The 16,914-nt window shown below is 69.8% G+C and carries 8 protein-coding genes; 2 read left to right on the forward strand and 6 right to left on the reverse strand.

What is annotated here, in order from left to right; genetic code table 11:
• Complete coding sequence (locus ACIBO2_RS26070) at nt 1-6,954, forward strand: polymorphic toxin-type HINT domain-containing protein (protein WP_397299990.1); 6,954 nt, start codon at nt 1-3, stop codon at nt 6,952-6,954.
• Nucleotides 6,955-7,169: 215 nt separating this feature from the next.
• On the opposite strand, the gene ACIBO2_RS26075 is transcribed toward ACIBO2_RS26070, so the two are convergent.
• The 3 genes from ACIBO2_RS26075 to ACIBO2_RS26085 all read right to left on the reverse strand — a co-directional run bounded on the left by ACIBO2_RS26075 (nt 7,170) and on the right by ACIBO2_RS26085 (nt 11,994).
• Nucleotides 7,170-9,140 (reverse strand): BTAD domain-containing putative transcriptional regulator, encoded by a 1,971-nt coding sequence (locus ACIBO2_RS26075; protein WP_397299993.1) that lies wholly within the window; start codon nt 9,138-9,140, stop codon nt 7,170-7,172.
• 262 nt (nt 9,141-9,402) lie between these two features.
• Nucleotides 9,403-11,076: an L-glutamate gamma-semialdehyde dehydrogenase gene (pruA, locus tag ACIBO2_RS26080; RefSeq protein WP_358555539.1), complete on the reverse strand. Its 1,674-nt coding sequence runs from the start codon at nt 11,074-11,076 to the stop codon at nt 9,403-9,405.
• Nucleotides 11,077-11,994, reverse strand: coding sequence for a proline dehydrogenase family protein (locus ACIBO2_RS26085; RefSeq protein WP_358555536.1), 918 nt, complete (start codon nt 11,992-11,994; stop codon nt 11,077-11,079). It abuts the gene before it with no gap.
• A gap of 76 nt (nt 11,995-12,070) precedes the next feature.
• Between ACIBO2_RS26085 and ACIBO2_RS26090 the strand changes: the two genes are divergently transcribed.
• Nucleotides 12,071-13,129: a helix-turn-helix domain-containing protein gene (locus ACIBO2_RS26090; protein WP_358555534.1), complete on the forward strand. Its 1,059-nt coding sequence runs from the start codon at nt 12,071-12,073 to the stop codon at nt 13,127-13,129.
• A 37-nt stretch (nt 13,130-13,166) separates the two neighbouring features.
• On the opposite strand, the gene ACIBO2_RS26095 is transcribed toward ACIBO2_RS26090, so the two are convergent.
• The 3 genes from ACIBO2_RS26095 to ACIBO2_RS26105 all read right to left on the reverse strand — a co-directional run bounded on the left by ACIBO2_RS26095 (nt 13,167) and on the right by ACIBO2_RS26105 (nt 16,835).
• Entirely contained in the window at nt 13,167-13,757 is a 591-nt protein-coding gene (locus ACIBO2_RS26095) for an FMN-binding negative transcriptional regulator (protein ID WP_358555531.1), read from the reverse strand.
• 10 nt (nt 13,758-13,767) lie between these two features.
• Entirely contained in the window at nt 13,768-14,871 is a 1,104-nt protein-coding gene (locus tag ACIBO2_RS26100; RefSeq protein WP_358555528.1) for a glycosyltransferase, read from the reverse strand.
• Between the two features lie 131 nt (nt 14,872-15,002).
• Nucleotides 15,003-16,835 carry a SpoIIE family protein phosphatase gene (locus tag ACIBO2_RS26105; protein WP_358555525.1) on the reverse strand — a complete coding sequence of 611 codons (1,833 nt, stop codon included), beginning with the start codon at nt 16,833-16,835 and terminating at the stop codon, nt 15,003-15,005.
• Between the last annotated feature and the right edge of the window lie 79 nt (nt 16,836-16,914).

Genomic DNA, 16,914 nt, shown 5'->3' on the forward strand with positions numbered 1-16,914 from the left:
GTGCGTAGCGGCAATGGCATGAAGCGCCGGCGGCGTTCTCCGCGCCTGGTCGCGACCGTGACGGCGCTCCTCGTTTGTGCGGGGCTGCTGGCTGCGGTGCCGGTCGAGGCTCCACCGGTGGCGGCGGACGCCGTACGGCTGCTGCCCAAGCCGGCGGACCCCGACAAGACGGTGACCGGGCACGAGCTGAAGGTCAAACCGCGCAAGGTGGACGCGTCCGTGGCCCACCCGGCGCCCTCCGCCACCGTGACGTGGCCGAAGGCGGGGGTCGCCGAGGTCTCCCTGTCCACCGCCGCGCCCGGCCTCCGTACGTCGGCCTCCACGGCTGCCGCGAAGGCGGGCACACTCCCGCTCTGGGTCGGTGCCGTCTCGCACACTGGTGCCGCCCCATCCGCCGCCTCGTCCGCCGCCCAAGACAAGGTGCGAGTGCGGATGCTGGACCGCGCGACAGGGCGGCGGGCCGGCGTCGACGGGGTGGTGTTCTCCGTCGAGCAGGCCGGCGCCGCGCCGGTCCCCGGGAAGATGGCCGTGCGCCTGGACTACTCCGGGTTCGCCCGTGCGTACGGCGCCTCCTACGGCTCCCGCCTGCGGCTGGTACGGCTGCCCGCCTGCGCGCTCACCACGCCGGACGCCGCCGGCTGCCGTACGGCGACCCCGGTGGCCTCGGCCAACGACGCCGAGCACCAGACCGTGAGCGCGGAGGTGACGACCGCGTCGGCGGACGGCGCGGCGACGGTGCTGGCCGCCGCGGCGGCGCCCGCCAGCGGCAAGGGCGACTACAAGGCGACGTCTCTGTCGGCGTCGGCGACGTGGGGTGTCGGCCCTCAGTCCGGCGACTTCACCTGGTCGTACCCGATGCGGGTGCCGCCGGTGCCGGGCGGGCTGGCCCCGGAGGTCGGCCTGTCGTACTCCTCCTCGTCCATCGACGGCCGGACCTCCAACACCAACACCCAGCCGTCCTGGGCAGGCGACGGGTTCGACCTGTGGCCCGGTTACATCGAGCGGCGCTACAAGTCCTGCAAGGACGACGGCGTGCCGAAGAACACCACGCTCGACCTCTACCCCGGCGATCTGTGCTGGGGTTACGACAACGCCACGATGACGCTGAACGGCAAGGGCGGCGAGCTCATCCCCGCGGGCGGCGACACGTGGCGGATGAAGAACGACGACGGCACCCGCATCGAGAAGCTGACCAGCGCCTCCCTCGACAACGGCGACAACGACGGGGAGTACTGGAAGGTCACCACCCCCGACGGCACCCAGTACTTCTTCGGGCTGAACACGCTGGCCCTGGAGAACCCGCAGACGCAGTCGGCCTGGACCGTGCCGGTGTTCGGCGACGACGACGGCGAGCCGTGCCACAAGTCCGAGTTCAAGGACTCCTGGTGCCGGCAGGCGTGGCGGTGGAACCTCGACAAGGTCGTCGACCGAGACGGCAACGCCATCACCTACTTCTACAAGCAGGAGACGAACCACTACGGCCGCAACCTCAAGGCCGAGGACGAGACGTCGTACGTACGCGGCGGCTACCTCGACCACATCGACTACGGCCTGCGCTCCGACAACCTGTTCCCGGGCAAGGCTCCGGCACGGGTCAGCTTCGAGTCCTCCGAGCGGTGCCTGCGCTCCGCGGACGCCGACTGCGCGGTGGACAAGATCAAGGACCACCCGGAGTACTGGGAGGACGTGCCCTGGGACCTGCACTGCGACTCCGGACAGGAGTGCAAGGAGGACCACGGCAACCTCTCGCCCACGTTCTGGACCCGTAAACGACTGACCATGATCAAGACCCAGGTCCTCAAGGCGGACGGCAGCGACTACCGCCCGGTGGACTACTGGGAGCTGAAGCACGCGTGGGGGATGGCCGACGTCGACCGGCAGTTGCTGCTGACGTCCATCGTCCACACCGGTCTCGCCGGACCGGACCCGGTCGAGCTGCCTCCCGTGTCGTTCGTCTACACACAGAAGCCGAACCGGGTGGACAAGCTCGGCGACGACCTCGGCCCGTTCGTGAAGGACCGGCTCGGCACGGTGTACAACGAGTTCGGCGGGGTCCTCGACATCAAGTACTCCGACGCGGACTGCACCACGAGCGACCTGCCGACCCCGCAGACCAACCGCCGTCGCTGCTTCCCCACGTACTGGACGAAGACCGACGGCGAGAGCGAGAACCCGACTCTCGACTGGTTCCACAAGTACGTGGTGACCGAGACAGTACAGACCGATCTGACCGGCGGGTCGCCGGACATGGTCACCAGGTACGACTACGGCGTCGGGCACCCCGCCTGGCACTTCGACGACGACGACGGGCTCACGCCCGAGAAGTACAAGACGTGGTCGCAGTGGCACGGCTACGACAAGGTACGGGTGATCAGCGCGGCCACCAGCGGCGCGCCCGGCCAGGTCGACCACTGGTACTTCCAGGGCATGGACGGCGACCGCCTGAACACCTCCGGCGGCGAGAAGGACGTCAAGGTCTCCGACGACGAGGGAGGCAGCTATCCCGACCACGAGTCCCTGCAGGGATTCGAGGTCCGTACCGTGACCTACGACAAGGCCGGCGGCAGCGTCGTGTCCAAGAGCGTCGCTTCGCCGTGGCACTCCCAGACCGCCTCCCGCACCCGCTCGTGGGGAACCGTCACCGCCAACCTGATCGGCACCAAGACCACCCGGAACCTGACCGCGCTCGACGACGGGAGCTGGCGGGAGACCAAGGCCACCACCAACACCTTCGACACCACGACGGGCGCGCCGACGCAGGTCGACGACTTCGGCGACGTCACCACCGACGCCGACAACCGATGCACCACCACGACGCCGGCGGCGCAGAACACCACCGATTGGCTGGTCGGCTTCCCGGCGCAGGTGCGGACGGTGGCGGGGTCCTGCGGTCAGTCCGTGGACCTCAGCAAGCAGCTCATCTCCGACGGGCGCACCTACTACGACGGCGGGGCCTTCGGAGCGGCGCCGACCAGAGGGCTGGTCACGGCGACCGACAAGGTCGCGGCCACCGGCACCACCAGCACCGTCGTGCGCTATGTGCCGGCCGCCAAGACCACCTACGACGCCTACGGCAGGCCGAAGGCCGTGACAGTGGTCGACAACACCACGGCCACCCCCGTCGAGCGCACGACGACCACCGTCTACACCGAGAGCGGCGGCCTGACCACCAGGGCGACGGTCACGGGCCCGCCGGTCAAGAGCGGGGACGCCGGCTCGGCGATGACCACGATCACCGAGCTCGATCCCGCCTGGGGGAGTGCCCTCAAGTCCACCGACGAGGGCGACAAGACGACGGTCTTCTCCTACGACGCCCTCGGCCGGGTGAGCAGGGTGTGGGCGCCGGGCCGCGACACCGATCAGCTCCCGAACCGGCAGTTCGGCTACCAGACGGTGGCCGGCCAGATCACCGCGATCTATACCAAGGAGCTCAACAACGACGGCGGCCAGGACACCGCGTACGAGCTGATGGACGGCTGGCTGCGCTCCCGCCAGACCCAGCAGCCCGGCCCGGACGGCGGCCGCCTGATCAGCGACACCTTCTACAACGCCCAGGGCAGCGTGGACCGGACCTACGCCACGTACTACGCCGACGACGCTCCCGGCGCGTCCCTGTTCGGCGTGGACACCCCGGGCCAGGTGGAGAGCCAGACCGCCTACACCTACGACGGGCTCGGCCGCGTCGTCGCCGAACGGCTGCTCGCGGGCAACAGCGATGCCGGGGAGAAGTGGCGCACCACCTACGCCTACGGCGGCGACTGGACGACCGTCACCCCGCCCGCCGGCGGTATCCCCACGACCACGGTGGTCGACGCCCTCGGGAGGAAGGTCGAGGTCCGTCAGCACAAGCCGGGCGGCTACGACTCGACCTCCTACAGCTACACCCCCAGGGGACAGCTGGCGTCGATCAAGGGGTACGGCGGCCACACCTGGACCTACGACTACGACCTGCGCGGTCGCCAGATCCAGGTGTCCGACCCCGACAAGGGTGTCACGAAGTACGCCTACGACGACCTCGACCAGGCCGTCCAGGCCGAGGACGCGCGCGGCAAGAAGATCGGCACCACCTACGACCCGATCGGCCGCCAGATCGCCCGGTACGACACGACGAGCGGCAGCCCCGGCGCCAAGCTCGCCGAGTGGACCTACGACACGGTACGCAAGGGACAGCCGACCGCCTCCATCCGATACGAGAACGGCGCCGTCTACACCGAGGCGGTCAACTTATACGACAACCAGAACCGGCCCACCCGCACGACCGTGACCCTGTCCGGCCTCCCCGCGGCCGAGTCAGCGCTCGCGCCGTCCGCCGGCTACCAGTTCAACACCGTCTACAACCTCGACGGCAGCGTGCAGTCGGTCAGCAGCCCGGCGGTCGGCGGGCTGCCGGCCGAGGTGGTCGCCACCACGTATGACGAGCTCAGCCGTGCGGTGAAGCTGACGAGCAACCTGGCGACGTACGTCATCGGGAGCGACTACAGCAAGACCAGCAAGCTGCTGGGCAGACGGCTGTCCACCGGAGGCAAGCAGGTCGATCAGACCTACGGGTACGAGTTCGGCACCCAGCGGCTGAAGACCAGCACCACGGTCCACGCCGGCATGCCGGGCGTCGACCGCGACGCCACCTACGACTACGACGACGCGGGCGACATCAGGCAGATCACCGACGTCTCCCGCGACGGCACCGACAACCAGTGCTTCCGCTACGACTACCTGAGGCGGCTCACCGACGCCTGGACCCAGGCGAGCGACGGCTGTGCGACCGATCCCGGCTCGGCGACCCTGGGCGGCCCCGCGCCGTACCGGACCGCGTACACCTTCGACGCCTCCGGCAACCGCGCCACCGAGACGCAGTACGACACCTCCAACAAGCTCGGCACCACGCGGACCTATGCCTACGCGGGTGGCACCGGCGTCGGTACCTCGTACAAGGGGCACCAACTCGCCACCGTCACCACCCAGACCGGGACAGGTGGGCGTACCGACAGCTACGCCTACGACGCCACCGGCAACACCACCAGGCGGACCACCGGCGCCGGCGACCAGACGCTCTCCTGGGACGTCGAAGGCCATCTCACCAAGGTCGCCGACGCGGGCGCCGGTGAGACCGGCTTCGGCTACGACTCGGACGGCGACCGGCTGATCCGCCGCGACCCGACCGGGACCACGGTCTACCTCCCAGGGCTCGAGGTGCGCCTCAACAAGGGAGTCACGACCACCCAGGCCACCCGCTACTACAGCCACGACGACGTGACCATCGCCATGCGCACCACCGCGGGGGTCACCTTCCTGTCACCCGACCACCAGGGCACCGGGGAGGTGGCGATCGACGCGACGACCGGCGGGTTGAGCAAGCGGCGCTACACCCCGTTCGGCCAGCCACGCGGCATCGCCGCCGGCGTCTGGCCGGGGGAGAGGGGCTTCGTCGGCGGCACCGTCGACTCCAGCACATCCCTCACCCACCTCGGCGCTCGTGAGTACGACGCGGACATCGGCCGCTTCATCTCCGTCGACCCGCTGTTCAACGTCGGCTACCCGCAGAGCTGGGACGGCTACTCCTACGCCAACCAGACCCCCGTCACCCAGAGCGACCCCGACGGCCTCGACGGCCCGCTCCGCGGCAATCCGAACTGCTACTACGCCAACAAGGGATGCCCGCACTCGAACCCCGGAGGGGGCAACAACACCTCTGGCGGCAGCAGCGGTGGTGGCCATAGCGGTGGTGGTGGTGGCGGTGGCGGCAACTGGTTCGTCAAGTATGTCCTCAAGCCGGCCTGGAACGGCTATGTAGGCGCTGAGATGTGGGGCTTGCAGAACCCTGTGATGAACCCCCTTTCCGGTCTCTTCAATCTGCCCGGAGCCGAAGACAAAATCGCGGGCTGGGTAGGAGCGGACACTCACTCCAACTGGTACAAGGCTGGCAAACTTGCGCCAGACATCGCCCTTGCCGTGATCAGCGTCGCAAGCCTGGCCAAATCCGCGATAAAGCTCGGGCTTGCTGGGCTGACCAGGTACGCCGCGGCGAGGGCAGCGGGCATGGCGGGCCGCGAGATCGCCGGGGAGGTCCTCCGGAAAGGGGCGACCTCCGCCGCTCGCGGCGCGGGCAGGATCCGATCGGGCATAAAAGCCGCCGCCAGGGCGATCGGCCGAGGCTGTAAAGGCAACAGCTTCGTCCCCGGCACGAAGGTGTTGATGGCGGACGGATCCGCCAAGCCCATCGAGCGCGTCAAGGTGGGCGATCGGGTCCTCGCCACCGACCCGGGCACCGGCAGTACACAAGCGAAACAGGTCACCGCTTTGATCGTGGGCGAGGGCACCAAGCACCTCGTCAAGATCACCGTGGACATCGACGGCGACCGAGGCGATCGCACCGGTAGCGTCACCGCGACCGAAGGCCATCCGTTCTGGCTGGACGACCTGCGCGAGTGGCGTGACGCGGACCAGCTGCGGCCGGGCATGTGGCTCCGCACCAGTGCCGGCACCCACGTCCAGATCACCGCCGTCCAGAAGTGGACGACGACCCAACGCGTCCACAATCTGACCGTCGATGACCTGCACACGTACTACGCACAAGCAGGCGCCACAGCCCTCCTCACCCACAATTGCCCTCCAGTAGGCGGTGGAAGTCCGGCGGGTGGCGCGGCTCCTACGCAGAGGGTTTATGGACCATTTCATAGAATTGAGACACCCTCGCAGCCTCCCGAAGTGGCAAGAATGCAGGTGGAGAGTCAGGAAATGTGGGGGAAGACGCCGCGAAACGGCATGGTTCCAACGGTTCAGGCGTACCACGGACCTCTCCCTGAAGGCGCGACAGGTATAGAGTTCTATACGACGGTGCGGCCATATGCTTTCAATGGACCGGACCTCAGGTGGTATTCGGGAATGCCTGGCGTGCGGACGGAAGATGATTTCGCCAAGATCAGCTGCATCGTGACTCTCAATACACAGTGCTAGCGCTGTCGCAACGTCACCAAGTCGTGCCGATCGGCAATCGATTCGCTGCCGGCGATGTTGTGGAGCGTTGACCGGCGAGCGCAGTGCGGGGAACCGATCGAACGGGTTCCCCGCACACGTTTCGACTCGCATCGACAACTCGATTCCACGAGATGGAGGCGTTAGGCGACCGCGCTAAGCCGGCAAGAGATGTGTCGTCATGTGAGCGGCCTTGACTAGTTCGCCGGCACGGCCCGGGATGAGTTGAGTAGGCGAGGAAGTGGTACGGCCTCGGACGTGTGGTGGATCGACCTTCCCGGCGCGTTCGGTTCGTGCGGCGGAATGTGGCGGCAGGCCCGCTCCAGAGCCGACAGTCGTACAAGTTCTGACATTTGGTAGCGGCCCGGTTCAGGAGAGTTCAGGAGGCGGGCATCGAGAAGCTTCTCGAGTAGCTTCTCGGCCTGGTTGAAGTTCCCGTCGTCGAGTTCCGCCGCGAGGGCGACGATGATGTGGGATTGACGAGAGATGGCCAGGAGACATAGCAACCGTGCCATGTCTGGTCCGCTGGCGTCGCCTTCGATGTCGCGGAAACTAACGGCGAGGGCGGAACGAACCGATAAGTCGTCTATTTCCAGCTCGTCTAGATGGTGTTGTTCACTCTTCAGCTTGTCCGCCAGCCAGTGTAGAGACCAGTGCGGGCGGGACATCAGGCGGGCAGCGGCGATGCGGACGGCCAGGGGGAGGCCTTCGCAGCAGCGGGCGATTCGCCGGGCCGCCTCGGGGGCGGCGGTGACGCGTTCCTCGCCCGCCAGCCTGCCGAGCATAGTCAGGGATTCCTGGTCGGACAGGGCGTTCAGATGGTGGACGGTGCAGCCTATGGTCGTCAGGGCACGCCGGCTGGTCACCAGGACGCCACATTGCTCACCTGGGAGCAGCGGCTCGACCTGGGCTGTGTCCACCGCGTTGTCCAGGAGCACCAGCATGCCGCGGCCTGTCGTGAGGGACCGGAAACGGGCGGCGGCCTCGACGGTCTCCGTTGGCAGATCTCGTGTTGCCACACCAAGGGCCCGCAGCATGCGTCCCAGCGCTTCGGTGCTCTGGAGCGGCTTCAGTTCTTCCCGGGATCCCTGCAGGTCGACGTACAGATGTCCGCCAGGGAAGTGGTCACGTAAGCGGTGGGCCAGATGAATGGCCAGTGCCGACTTGCCCATACCGCCGCCCCCCGTGATCACGACCGCTCCCGGCCCGCCGGAGCTGGTCATGAAACGTTGTAAGAAGGCCAAATCCTCCTGCCGGCCGGTGAACGCCGGAACGTCCCGGGGCAGTTCCAGAGGCGGCGATGCCGAGGCGGGGCCCTCCTGGGCGGCGCCGAGGATGGCTGTGGGGCGAGTGGATATGCCCGGACCAGGTAAGGACCGGCCCTCGAGAATGGCATGGTGCAGCTCTCGTAAGTCAGGTCCAGGCTCGAGGCCGAGCTCCTCCACCAGCGTCTGCCGCGCCCGCCGGTAGGACTCCAGGGCGTCGGCGCGGCGGTCGGCCGCGTGCTGCGCGCGCATGAGCTGCGCCCACAGGCCCTCCCGCAGAGGATGCTCCCTGGTCAAGCCCTGGAGCTCGTGGATGAGCTCGGGCCCCCGCCCCTGCAGCAGGCCCGCCTCGATGCGGGCCTCGGTGGCGGTGAGCCGGCGTTCGCCCAGCCTGCTCACCTCGGCGGTCACCGTCGTGGTGGGCAGGGTGTCGGAGTACGGCTCGCCGCGCCACAGGGCGAGCGCCTGGGAGAGCAGCCGGTGGGCCTCCCCTGCGGCACCCTTGACCAGCGCGGTGCGCCCCTGCGCGGTCAGGGCGTCGAAGCGGGCGACGTCGGTCTCGTCGGCGGCGCGGCGGATCTCGTAGCCGGACGCCCGGGTGATGATCGTCTCGCCGCCGTCGTCGCCGAGTGCGCGCCGCAGTTGCAGGATGTAGCCCCGGAGCAGAGTGGCCGCCGTCGGCGGCGGCTTGACCGGCCACAGCTCGGCGATCATGTGTCCCGTAGTGATCGGCCGCCCCGCGCCGATCGTCAGCAGGGCCAGCAGGGTTCGGGGGCGCGGGCTGGGGATCGGAGCCCAGTCGCAACCGGTCCAGAACCGCATCGGCCCGAGCACCTGTAATCGCATATGGACCCCCGTCGCCTCCCCGATGCGGGCCCCCGCCGGCACCAGGACGATCTCCACCTGCGGAGCAGAACGTGCCCCACACCTTCGTCGAGTTCGTGAAGGACGAACGCTTTCCCCGGTGCCTGGCCAGGGTGCCGCAACATGTCGGCACCATCCAGAGGTTTCCGTCTGAGCGCAAAACTCCAGCTCAAGGGGCCGAGCGACCGGACGTCCCACGTGCGGGCGGGTGACGGGACGGCCCGTCGGCTGGTTCGTGCCGCCGGCCATAGGTAAGAGGCACCCCGGGCCCGGGGTGCCTCACCTGTTCAGCCGCTGGACCTCAGTAACCCAGCTTCTTCAGGTCCGGCTGCTCGAACGCCGTCTGCGGAATGTCACCCCGGTAAGGACCCGTGATGACCGGCGGGACGAAGGTCTCCTTGATCGTACGGGCGTTCACCCAGCGGATCAGGTTGAAGATCGAGCCCGCCTTGTCGTTGGTGCCCGAGGCGCGGGCGCCGCCGAACGGCTGCTGGCCCACGACCGCGCCCGTCGGCTTGTCGTTGATGTAGAAGTTGCCCGCCGCGAAGCGCAGCCGCTCCGAGGCCGAGGCGATCGCGTAGCGGTCCTGGGCGATGATCGACCCGGTCAGCGCGTACGGCGAGACGCTCTCCATCTGGTCGAGCACCGCGTCGAAGTCGCCGTCCTCATAGACGTGTACGCCCAGGATCGGCCCGAAGTACTCCTTGACGAAGATCTCGTCCGTGGGGTCGGCGCACTCCAGGATCGTCGGCTTCACGAAATAGCCGGTGGAGTCGTCGTACGAGCCGGTGAGCAGGTCGATGTTCGAGGCGGCGCGCGCCCGGTCGATGGCCGCCTTGTGCTTGGCGAAGGCCCGGTCGTCGATGACCGCGCCCATGAACGTCGACAGGTCGCCCGCCACGTCGCCCACGGTCAGCGACTCGGCCGCGGAGACGAAGTCGTCGCGCATGCGCGACCAGACCGAGCGCGGCACGTACGCCCGCGACGCCGCCGAGCACTTCTGGCCCTGGTACTCGAAGGCGCCCCTGACCAGCGCGGTGGCGAGCACGGCCGGGTCGGCCGACGGGTGGGCCAGGACGAAGTCCTTGCCGCCGGTCTCGCCGACGAGGCGCGGGTAGCCGCGGTAGGAGGCGATGTTCGCGCCGACGGTGCCCCACAGGTGCTGGAAGGTCGCCGTCGAGCCGGTGAAGTGGATGCCCGCCAGCTGCGGGTGCGTGAGCGCCACCTCGGAGACCGCCTGGCCGTTGCCGGTGACCATGTTGATCACACCCGGCGGCAGGCCCGCCTCCTCCAGCAGGCGCATCGTGAAGTGCGCCGCGAACTGCTGAGTGGGCGAAGGCTTCCAGACGACGACATTTCCCATCAAAGCCGCCGACGTCGGCAAATTTCCGGCAATGGCGGTGAAGTTGAAGGGGGTGATCGCCAGCACGAAGCCCTCGAGCGCCCGGTACTCCATCCGGTTCCACACCCCGGGCGACGACGCCGGCTGGTCGGCGTACAGCTGCCGCGCGTAGGCCACGTTGAACCGCAGGAAGTCGATCAGCTCACAGGCCGAGTCGATCTCCGCCTGCTGCGCCGACTTCGACTGCCCGAGCACGGTCGCGGCGTTCAGCGTCGCCCGCCACGGCCCGGCCAGCAGGTCGGCCGCCTTGAGGAAGACCGCCGCCCGCTCGTCGAACGACAGCGCCCGCCAGGCCGGAGCCGCGCGCAGCGCGCTGTCGACGGCGTCCTGTACGTCCTGGGCCGTGGCGTCCTGAATGCGGCCGAGGACGGAGGCCTTGTTGTGCGGCTGCACCACGTCGATCGGCGCGCCGCCGCCCAGCCGCCGCTCGCCGTCGATCGTCATGGTCAGATCGATCGAGGACCCGGACAGCTCCTTGATCCGGTTCTCCAGCGTCGTACGCTCCGGGCTGCCCGGCGCGTAGCCGTAGACCCGCTCGTTGGCGGGAACCGGCACGTTGCTGATGGCGTCCATTTACTTACCCCCAAGGGCACGAAGGAAGAAGGCGACGTTGGCGGGCCGCTCGGCCAGGCGGCGCATGAAGTAGCCGTACCAGTCGTCGCCGTAGGGAACGTAGACGCGCACGGTGTGACCGGCCCCGGCGAGGTCCTCCTGCCGGTCGGTGCGGATTCCGTACAGCATCTGATACTCATAGGACCCGAGCCGGCGGCCGAAGCGGTCGGCGAGCAGCTCGGTGATCGAGATGATCCGGTCGTCGTGCGTCGCCACCATGGGGTACCCCTGCCCCGCCATGAGGGTCCGCAGGCATCGCACGTACGCCTTGTCGACCTCGCTTTTGCCCTGGTAGGCGACCGAGGCGGGCTCCCGGTAGGCGCCCTTGACCAGGCGCACCCGCGAGCCCTCGACCGCCAGCGCGCGGCAGTCGTCCGCGCTGCGGAACAGGTAGGCCTGGATCGCCACGCCGGTCGACGGGAAGTCCGCGCGCAGCTTGCGCAGGATCGCCAGCGTCGAGTCGACGGTGGTGTGATCCTCCATGTCGAGCGTCACGGTCGAGCCGCCCGCGTCGGCGGCGGCGCAGATCTCGCGGGCGTGCTCCAGGGCCATCGCGTCGTCGAGCCGCTGCCCGACGGCCGACAGCTTCACCGACACCTCGCCCCGGCGGCCGAGATCGAGCGGGCGCAGCGCGTCGAGCAGCGTGATGTACGCCTTCGCGGTGGCCGCCGCCGCGCCGGCGTCGCGGGTCTCCTCGCCGAGATGGTCGACGGTGACGGCGAGTTTGGCGTCGCGCAGCCGTTCGATGGCGGTCCGGGCCTCCTGAACGCTCTCACCGGCGACGAACCTGTCGACGACCTTGCGAGTGAGGGGGAAGCCGGATACCGAGCGGCGTACCAGCGCGCTCCGGGAGGTGGCGAGTAGCAGTTGACCCAGCATGTTCTCAGCCTAAAACCGCAGCTCACAACCGGGCCATCGACGCGCGTAACGCCACGTGTGGCAGGCTGTCATACAAATGCACAACTCGGCAGATCTACAGGAGACCGTCGACGAGCTCGCCCGCCTGCTGGGGGCGTCCGCGACGCTGGAGGACCGCTCGTTCCGCCTGCTGGCGTATGGCGCGCAGCACGGCGACATCGACACCGTCCGCCAGGAGTCGATCCTGCGCAGGCGCGCCACCGGCGAGGTCCGCGACTACTTCGAACGCTACGGCATCGCCCGCGCCCACGGCCCGGTCAGGATCCCCGCGGACGCCGACCTCAAGGTCTTGGCCAGGGTCTGCTGGCCGCTGCGCCATGGCGAGGTCACCTACGGCTACCTGTGGCTGCTCGACTCGGGCAGCCTCACCGAGAAGGCGCTGAGCCGGGCGGCCCCGCTCGTCGCCAGGGCCGCCGCCGCGCTCGCCCAGGAGGCCAGGAGCCGCCACGACCTCGGCCACGGCCTGCGCGCCCTGCTCTCGGCCGACCCGGAGGAGCGGGCCGGCGCCTCCATCGAGGTGTTCGGGCCCGTCACCGCGATCGCCGTCCGCGAGTCGGAGGAGCGCGTCGCCGCCCTCTGGACGCTGCCGCGCGGCGTGCTGGCCCGCGCCGGCTCGCCCGTCGCGCTGCTCGCCCCCGCGCACCTGGCCGCCGAGGTCGCCCACACCCTGCAGAGCGCGTACGGCACGGCGGCCGGCACCGGCGCCCCCCGGGCGGACCCGGCGGAGGCCTGGCAGAGCTGGCGCGAGGCGCGGCAGGCGCTGCGCGTCGCCGAGCACTTCCCCCGCTTCGCGCCCGTCGCCCGGTGGGAGGACCTGGGCGTGCACCGGCTGCTGGCCCGGCTCGGCCAGAGCGACCTGCGCGAGCTGGCGGCCGAGACGGGGGCGCTGGACGCCGAGCTGGCGCACACCGTGGAGGTCTACCTGGACCATGGCGGCCACGCCCAGAAGACGGCCGCCGAGCTGGGCATCCACCGCCAGACGCTCTACTACCGGCTGGGCAAGGCCGAGCGGACGCTGCACCGGGACCTGTCGGAGGGCGACGACCGGCTGACCATCCACCTGGGCCTCAAGGCGGCCCGCCTCCTGGCGCCCTAGCCGGCGGGTCTTACGGATGGCTGAGGGCTGACGCGTCTTACAGGTGGCTGAGGGCTGAGGCGTCGCCGGGCCCGCCGCGTTCGGTCAGCCCCTTGGCGACCCGCTGCCGGTGAGCGTCGTCCTTGTGCCCGTCGTACTTGAACTTGCCGCGGATCTCCTCGATCGCCAGCCGGATCCCTTGGATGCCCGACATCAGCCGCGGCATCCGGGCCGGATCGCCCTGCCCGGGTTCGAGGTCGGCGAGCTGCTCGCGCAGGATCTCCAGCTTGCCCTCGGCCTCCTTGACGATCTCGGCCCGGCAGATGAGCTGGACGGAGGAGTAGAACGTGGTCGGCACGCCCAGCTCCGGCTCGGCACCGGGCTCGGCCCGCCACCGGCCGGGGATGTAGGCCCAGGGGCCCGCCACCGACATGACCACCTTGGGGTTCTCGTCGATCGCCGCCCAGATCGGGTTCGGCCGGGCCAGGTGGAGCACGATCGTCCGCTCATCCACCAGCAGGAACTGCGTCGGCACCACGACGGGCACCTCACGGCCGTGGCCCGCGGCTATCAGGTGCCCGAACTGGTGGTCTTTCACGTACGCCAGGGACTGCTCGTCGGTGCCCGCGTCCCAAGGGTGAATCAGCATAAAAGGAACTTTAAGCGCAGGCGAGTTCGTACACCCGCACCAGCTCCTGGCTGACCCGCTCCCACGAGTAGCGCGAACGGGCGCGGTCAGCGCCCGCGTAGCCGAGCGCGGTGCGCAGCGTCGGGTCCGTCAGCAGTTCGCGGGCCAGGCGCGCGGTCCGCGCGGGGCGGTCCGGCGGCACCAGCAGGCCGGTGACGCCATCGATGATCGAGTCGAGGTGCGCGCCCACGGCCGAGGCGATCACGGGTACACCGCAGGCCATGGCCTCCAGCGCGACGATCCCCGTCGTGGCCTCGCGCGGCACCGACACCACGGCGTCGGCGCTGCGCATGAGCTTGGGCACCGCGGTCCGCTTGACCTGCCCGAGCAGGGTCACCCGGTCGGCCACGCCGAGCTGCTGGGCCAGAGCGCGCAGGCGGCGTACCTCCCGGTCGCCGTCGAGCAGGTCCGGCTCGGGGCCGCCCGCGAGCACCAGCTCGACGTCCTGGAGGCCCTGCAGCGCGCGGATGATCGTGGGGGCGCCGCGTTCGGGGGTGAGCGGGCCCAGGTGGAGCAGGCGCTTGCGGCTGCCGCGCGTGGCGACCGGGCCCTGGCGGTGGAAGCGCTCGGTGTCGACGCCGTACGGCACGATGGCGATGTTGTGGCGCGGCACGCCGAGCCGGATCAGCGCCGACTCCTCGTCACCGGAGCCGGCGATGACCGCTCTGGCGCTGCGGCCGAGCGCGCGCTCCAGCTTCACGTGGGCCGCGTCGACAGTGTGGAAGGTCTGGGTGACCGGCACCCCCAGGCCGCTGGCGCCCGTGACGGCGGCGAGGCCGCCGGTCCAGGAGTGGGCGTGGATCACATCGGGGCGTTCCTGGCTCCAGCGCCGGCTCAGATATTGGCCGACGTCCTTGAGGTACGGCATGACGTCGGCGGGGGCGAGATCGCGGGCCGGGCCCACCTCGATGTGCTCCATCATCACACCCGGGGCCACCCGCGTCCTGGCCTTGCCCTCGGCACTGTCACGACGGGAGTAGATGGTGACGTGGTGCTCGCGTCCCAGTTCACGCGCTACGGAGAGAATGTGGTGACGCTTGTTACCGGTAGCGGAAGCGACGATCGCGATATTCATGGCACACCTCAGCGTTAAAACAGCTTTCAAGGTGTGCCTGCGTCTTAGGCACGTCGTTCTTCCCCCGACCTTACCCAAAGATGGCTCAACCGCAAACCCCCGCAGATCAGACGCCGCAGAGCCGGCACCACTCAGACGCCACGCAGCGCCAGCACCACGATCTCGTCCCACACCTGCCCGCCGGAGAACGCGTGCCGGTCCGCCTCGACCGCCTTCACGATGGTCGTAGGCGCCTGACCGGCGCATCTGCCCAGTACGTCGGCCAGCCGCTCCTCGCCGTACGGCTCGCCGACCTCGTTCCTGGAGGAGATCAGCCCCTCGGAGTACAGCAGCAGCGTCTCACCCACCGCGACGGTCAGCTCCTCGGCCTCGGTCTCGGCCTCCGGCGAGATGCCCAGCGGCACGCCACCACCCGAGGCGAACCGGACGCTCCCGTCGGGCAGCAGCAGCGCGGCCGGATGATGCCCCGCGGACGACAGGCGGATCCTGCGCCCCCGTACGAACCCGGCCACGACCATCACGAACATGCCGGTCCCCTGCGTCACCAGGGCCTCGTTCACCTTGCGCAGCACCACGTCGGGATCGGACTCCCAGACGCTGAGCACCCGGACCCCGCCCCTGACCATCGCGCTGACCGACGCCGCCTCCTCGCCCTTGCCCGCGGCGCCGCCGAGGGCGAACGCCCAGCCGTCCGCGACGGGGAAGACGTCGTAGAACTCGGCGCCGACCGAAGCGCCGGGATTGTAGATCGCGGCGGCCTCGTATCCGGGCACGTCCGGCAGGTTGCGCGGCGCGACGGTGGCCGACAGCGCGTCGGCGGCCCGCGAACGGCTCTGGAAGCTGCTCTGCGCACGCACCGCCAGCCCGAGCTGGAGCCCGACCTCCTGCATGACCCCCAGGTCGGCCAGCGTGAACGGCGGCCGGTCGTGCGACCTGACCAGCGTGAGCACGCCGTCGGCCGGGCCGATGGGCACGCACAGCATCGAGCCGGCGCCCATCGCCGTCAGCAGCGGCCCGTCGGCGCCGAAGCCCAGCAGCGTCTCGTCGTCGACCATCTCGTGCACCACGCCGGAACCGCGCTCCAGCACCTGGGTCACCACGTGGCTCGCGGCCGGCTGGGCGGACTCGATCTGGCGTACCAGGTCGCCCAGCGGGTGGTCCTTGGGCGCCACGACGGCCGCGCGGCGGGCCAGACCGTCGCGTACCACGTCCGCGATCACCCAGTCGGCCCAGCCGGCCGCCAGCAGCCGCGTCGCCCTGGGCAGCGCCACAGGCTGCCGCAGCGCCTCCTCATCCAGCAGCAACGTGGTCATCGTGGCCAGCAGGTCCTGGCGCTTGGCCGCCGCCAGCAGCAGCGCGCCGTCGGACTGCTCGGGCCGCCGCGCGCCCGGCTCGGGCAGTTGCACCTCGGTCGGCAGCGCCACGGCCGCCACCATCTGCTGCGGCTCGCCGGGCATCGTCAGCCTGGTCAGGGCCACCTGGACGGTATGGGTCCGGCCCTGGTGCGCCAGCCGCGACTCGAACGCCGCCGGCTGCCCGGTCTGCAGCACCGACATCAGGTGCGAACGGAACGCCGCTCGCCGCGACACGTCCACCAGCAGCGGGAACGACCGCCCGACCAGGTAGCCGTCAGGGCTGCCCAGCATCCGCGAGGTCTCGGGGTTGATCCGCCGGACCACCCCGCCGCCGTCCAGCACGATCACCGGCACGGGGAAGGCCCGGTAGACCTGGCGCAGCAGCTTCAGCTCCCGCTGGCCTCCGTCCTTCTTGCCCCCCTGCCGCTTGGGCGCGTTGCGCAGCGCTTCACGCGCCTCGGCCAGCAACTCGGCGGCGGTGTCGAGCTCCGCGAGTGCCGCGTCTAGAGTCGGCGCAAGGTCGGAGGGGTAGGCCGCCCGCGCCTCGCGCAGGGAGGAAACACGTCCGGACAGAGCGTCCAGGGCGTGTTCGAGGCCGGGCATGGTCATTCTCTGACGCTACGCCACGCTGGATAATGCTAGCTATAAGGGGTAGGGCTTGCTTGCTATGAAATCAACGGCGATGATC

It is taken from the genome of Nonomuraea sp. NPDC050022, from assembly GCF_044460705.1.
Lineage (GTDB): Bacteria > Actinomycetota > Actinomycetes > Streptosporangiales > Streptosporangiaceae > Nonomuraea.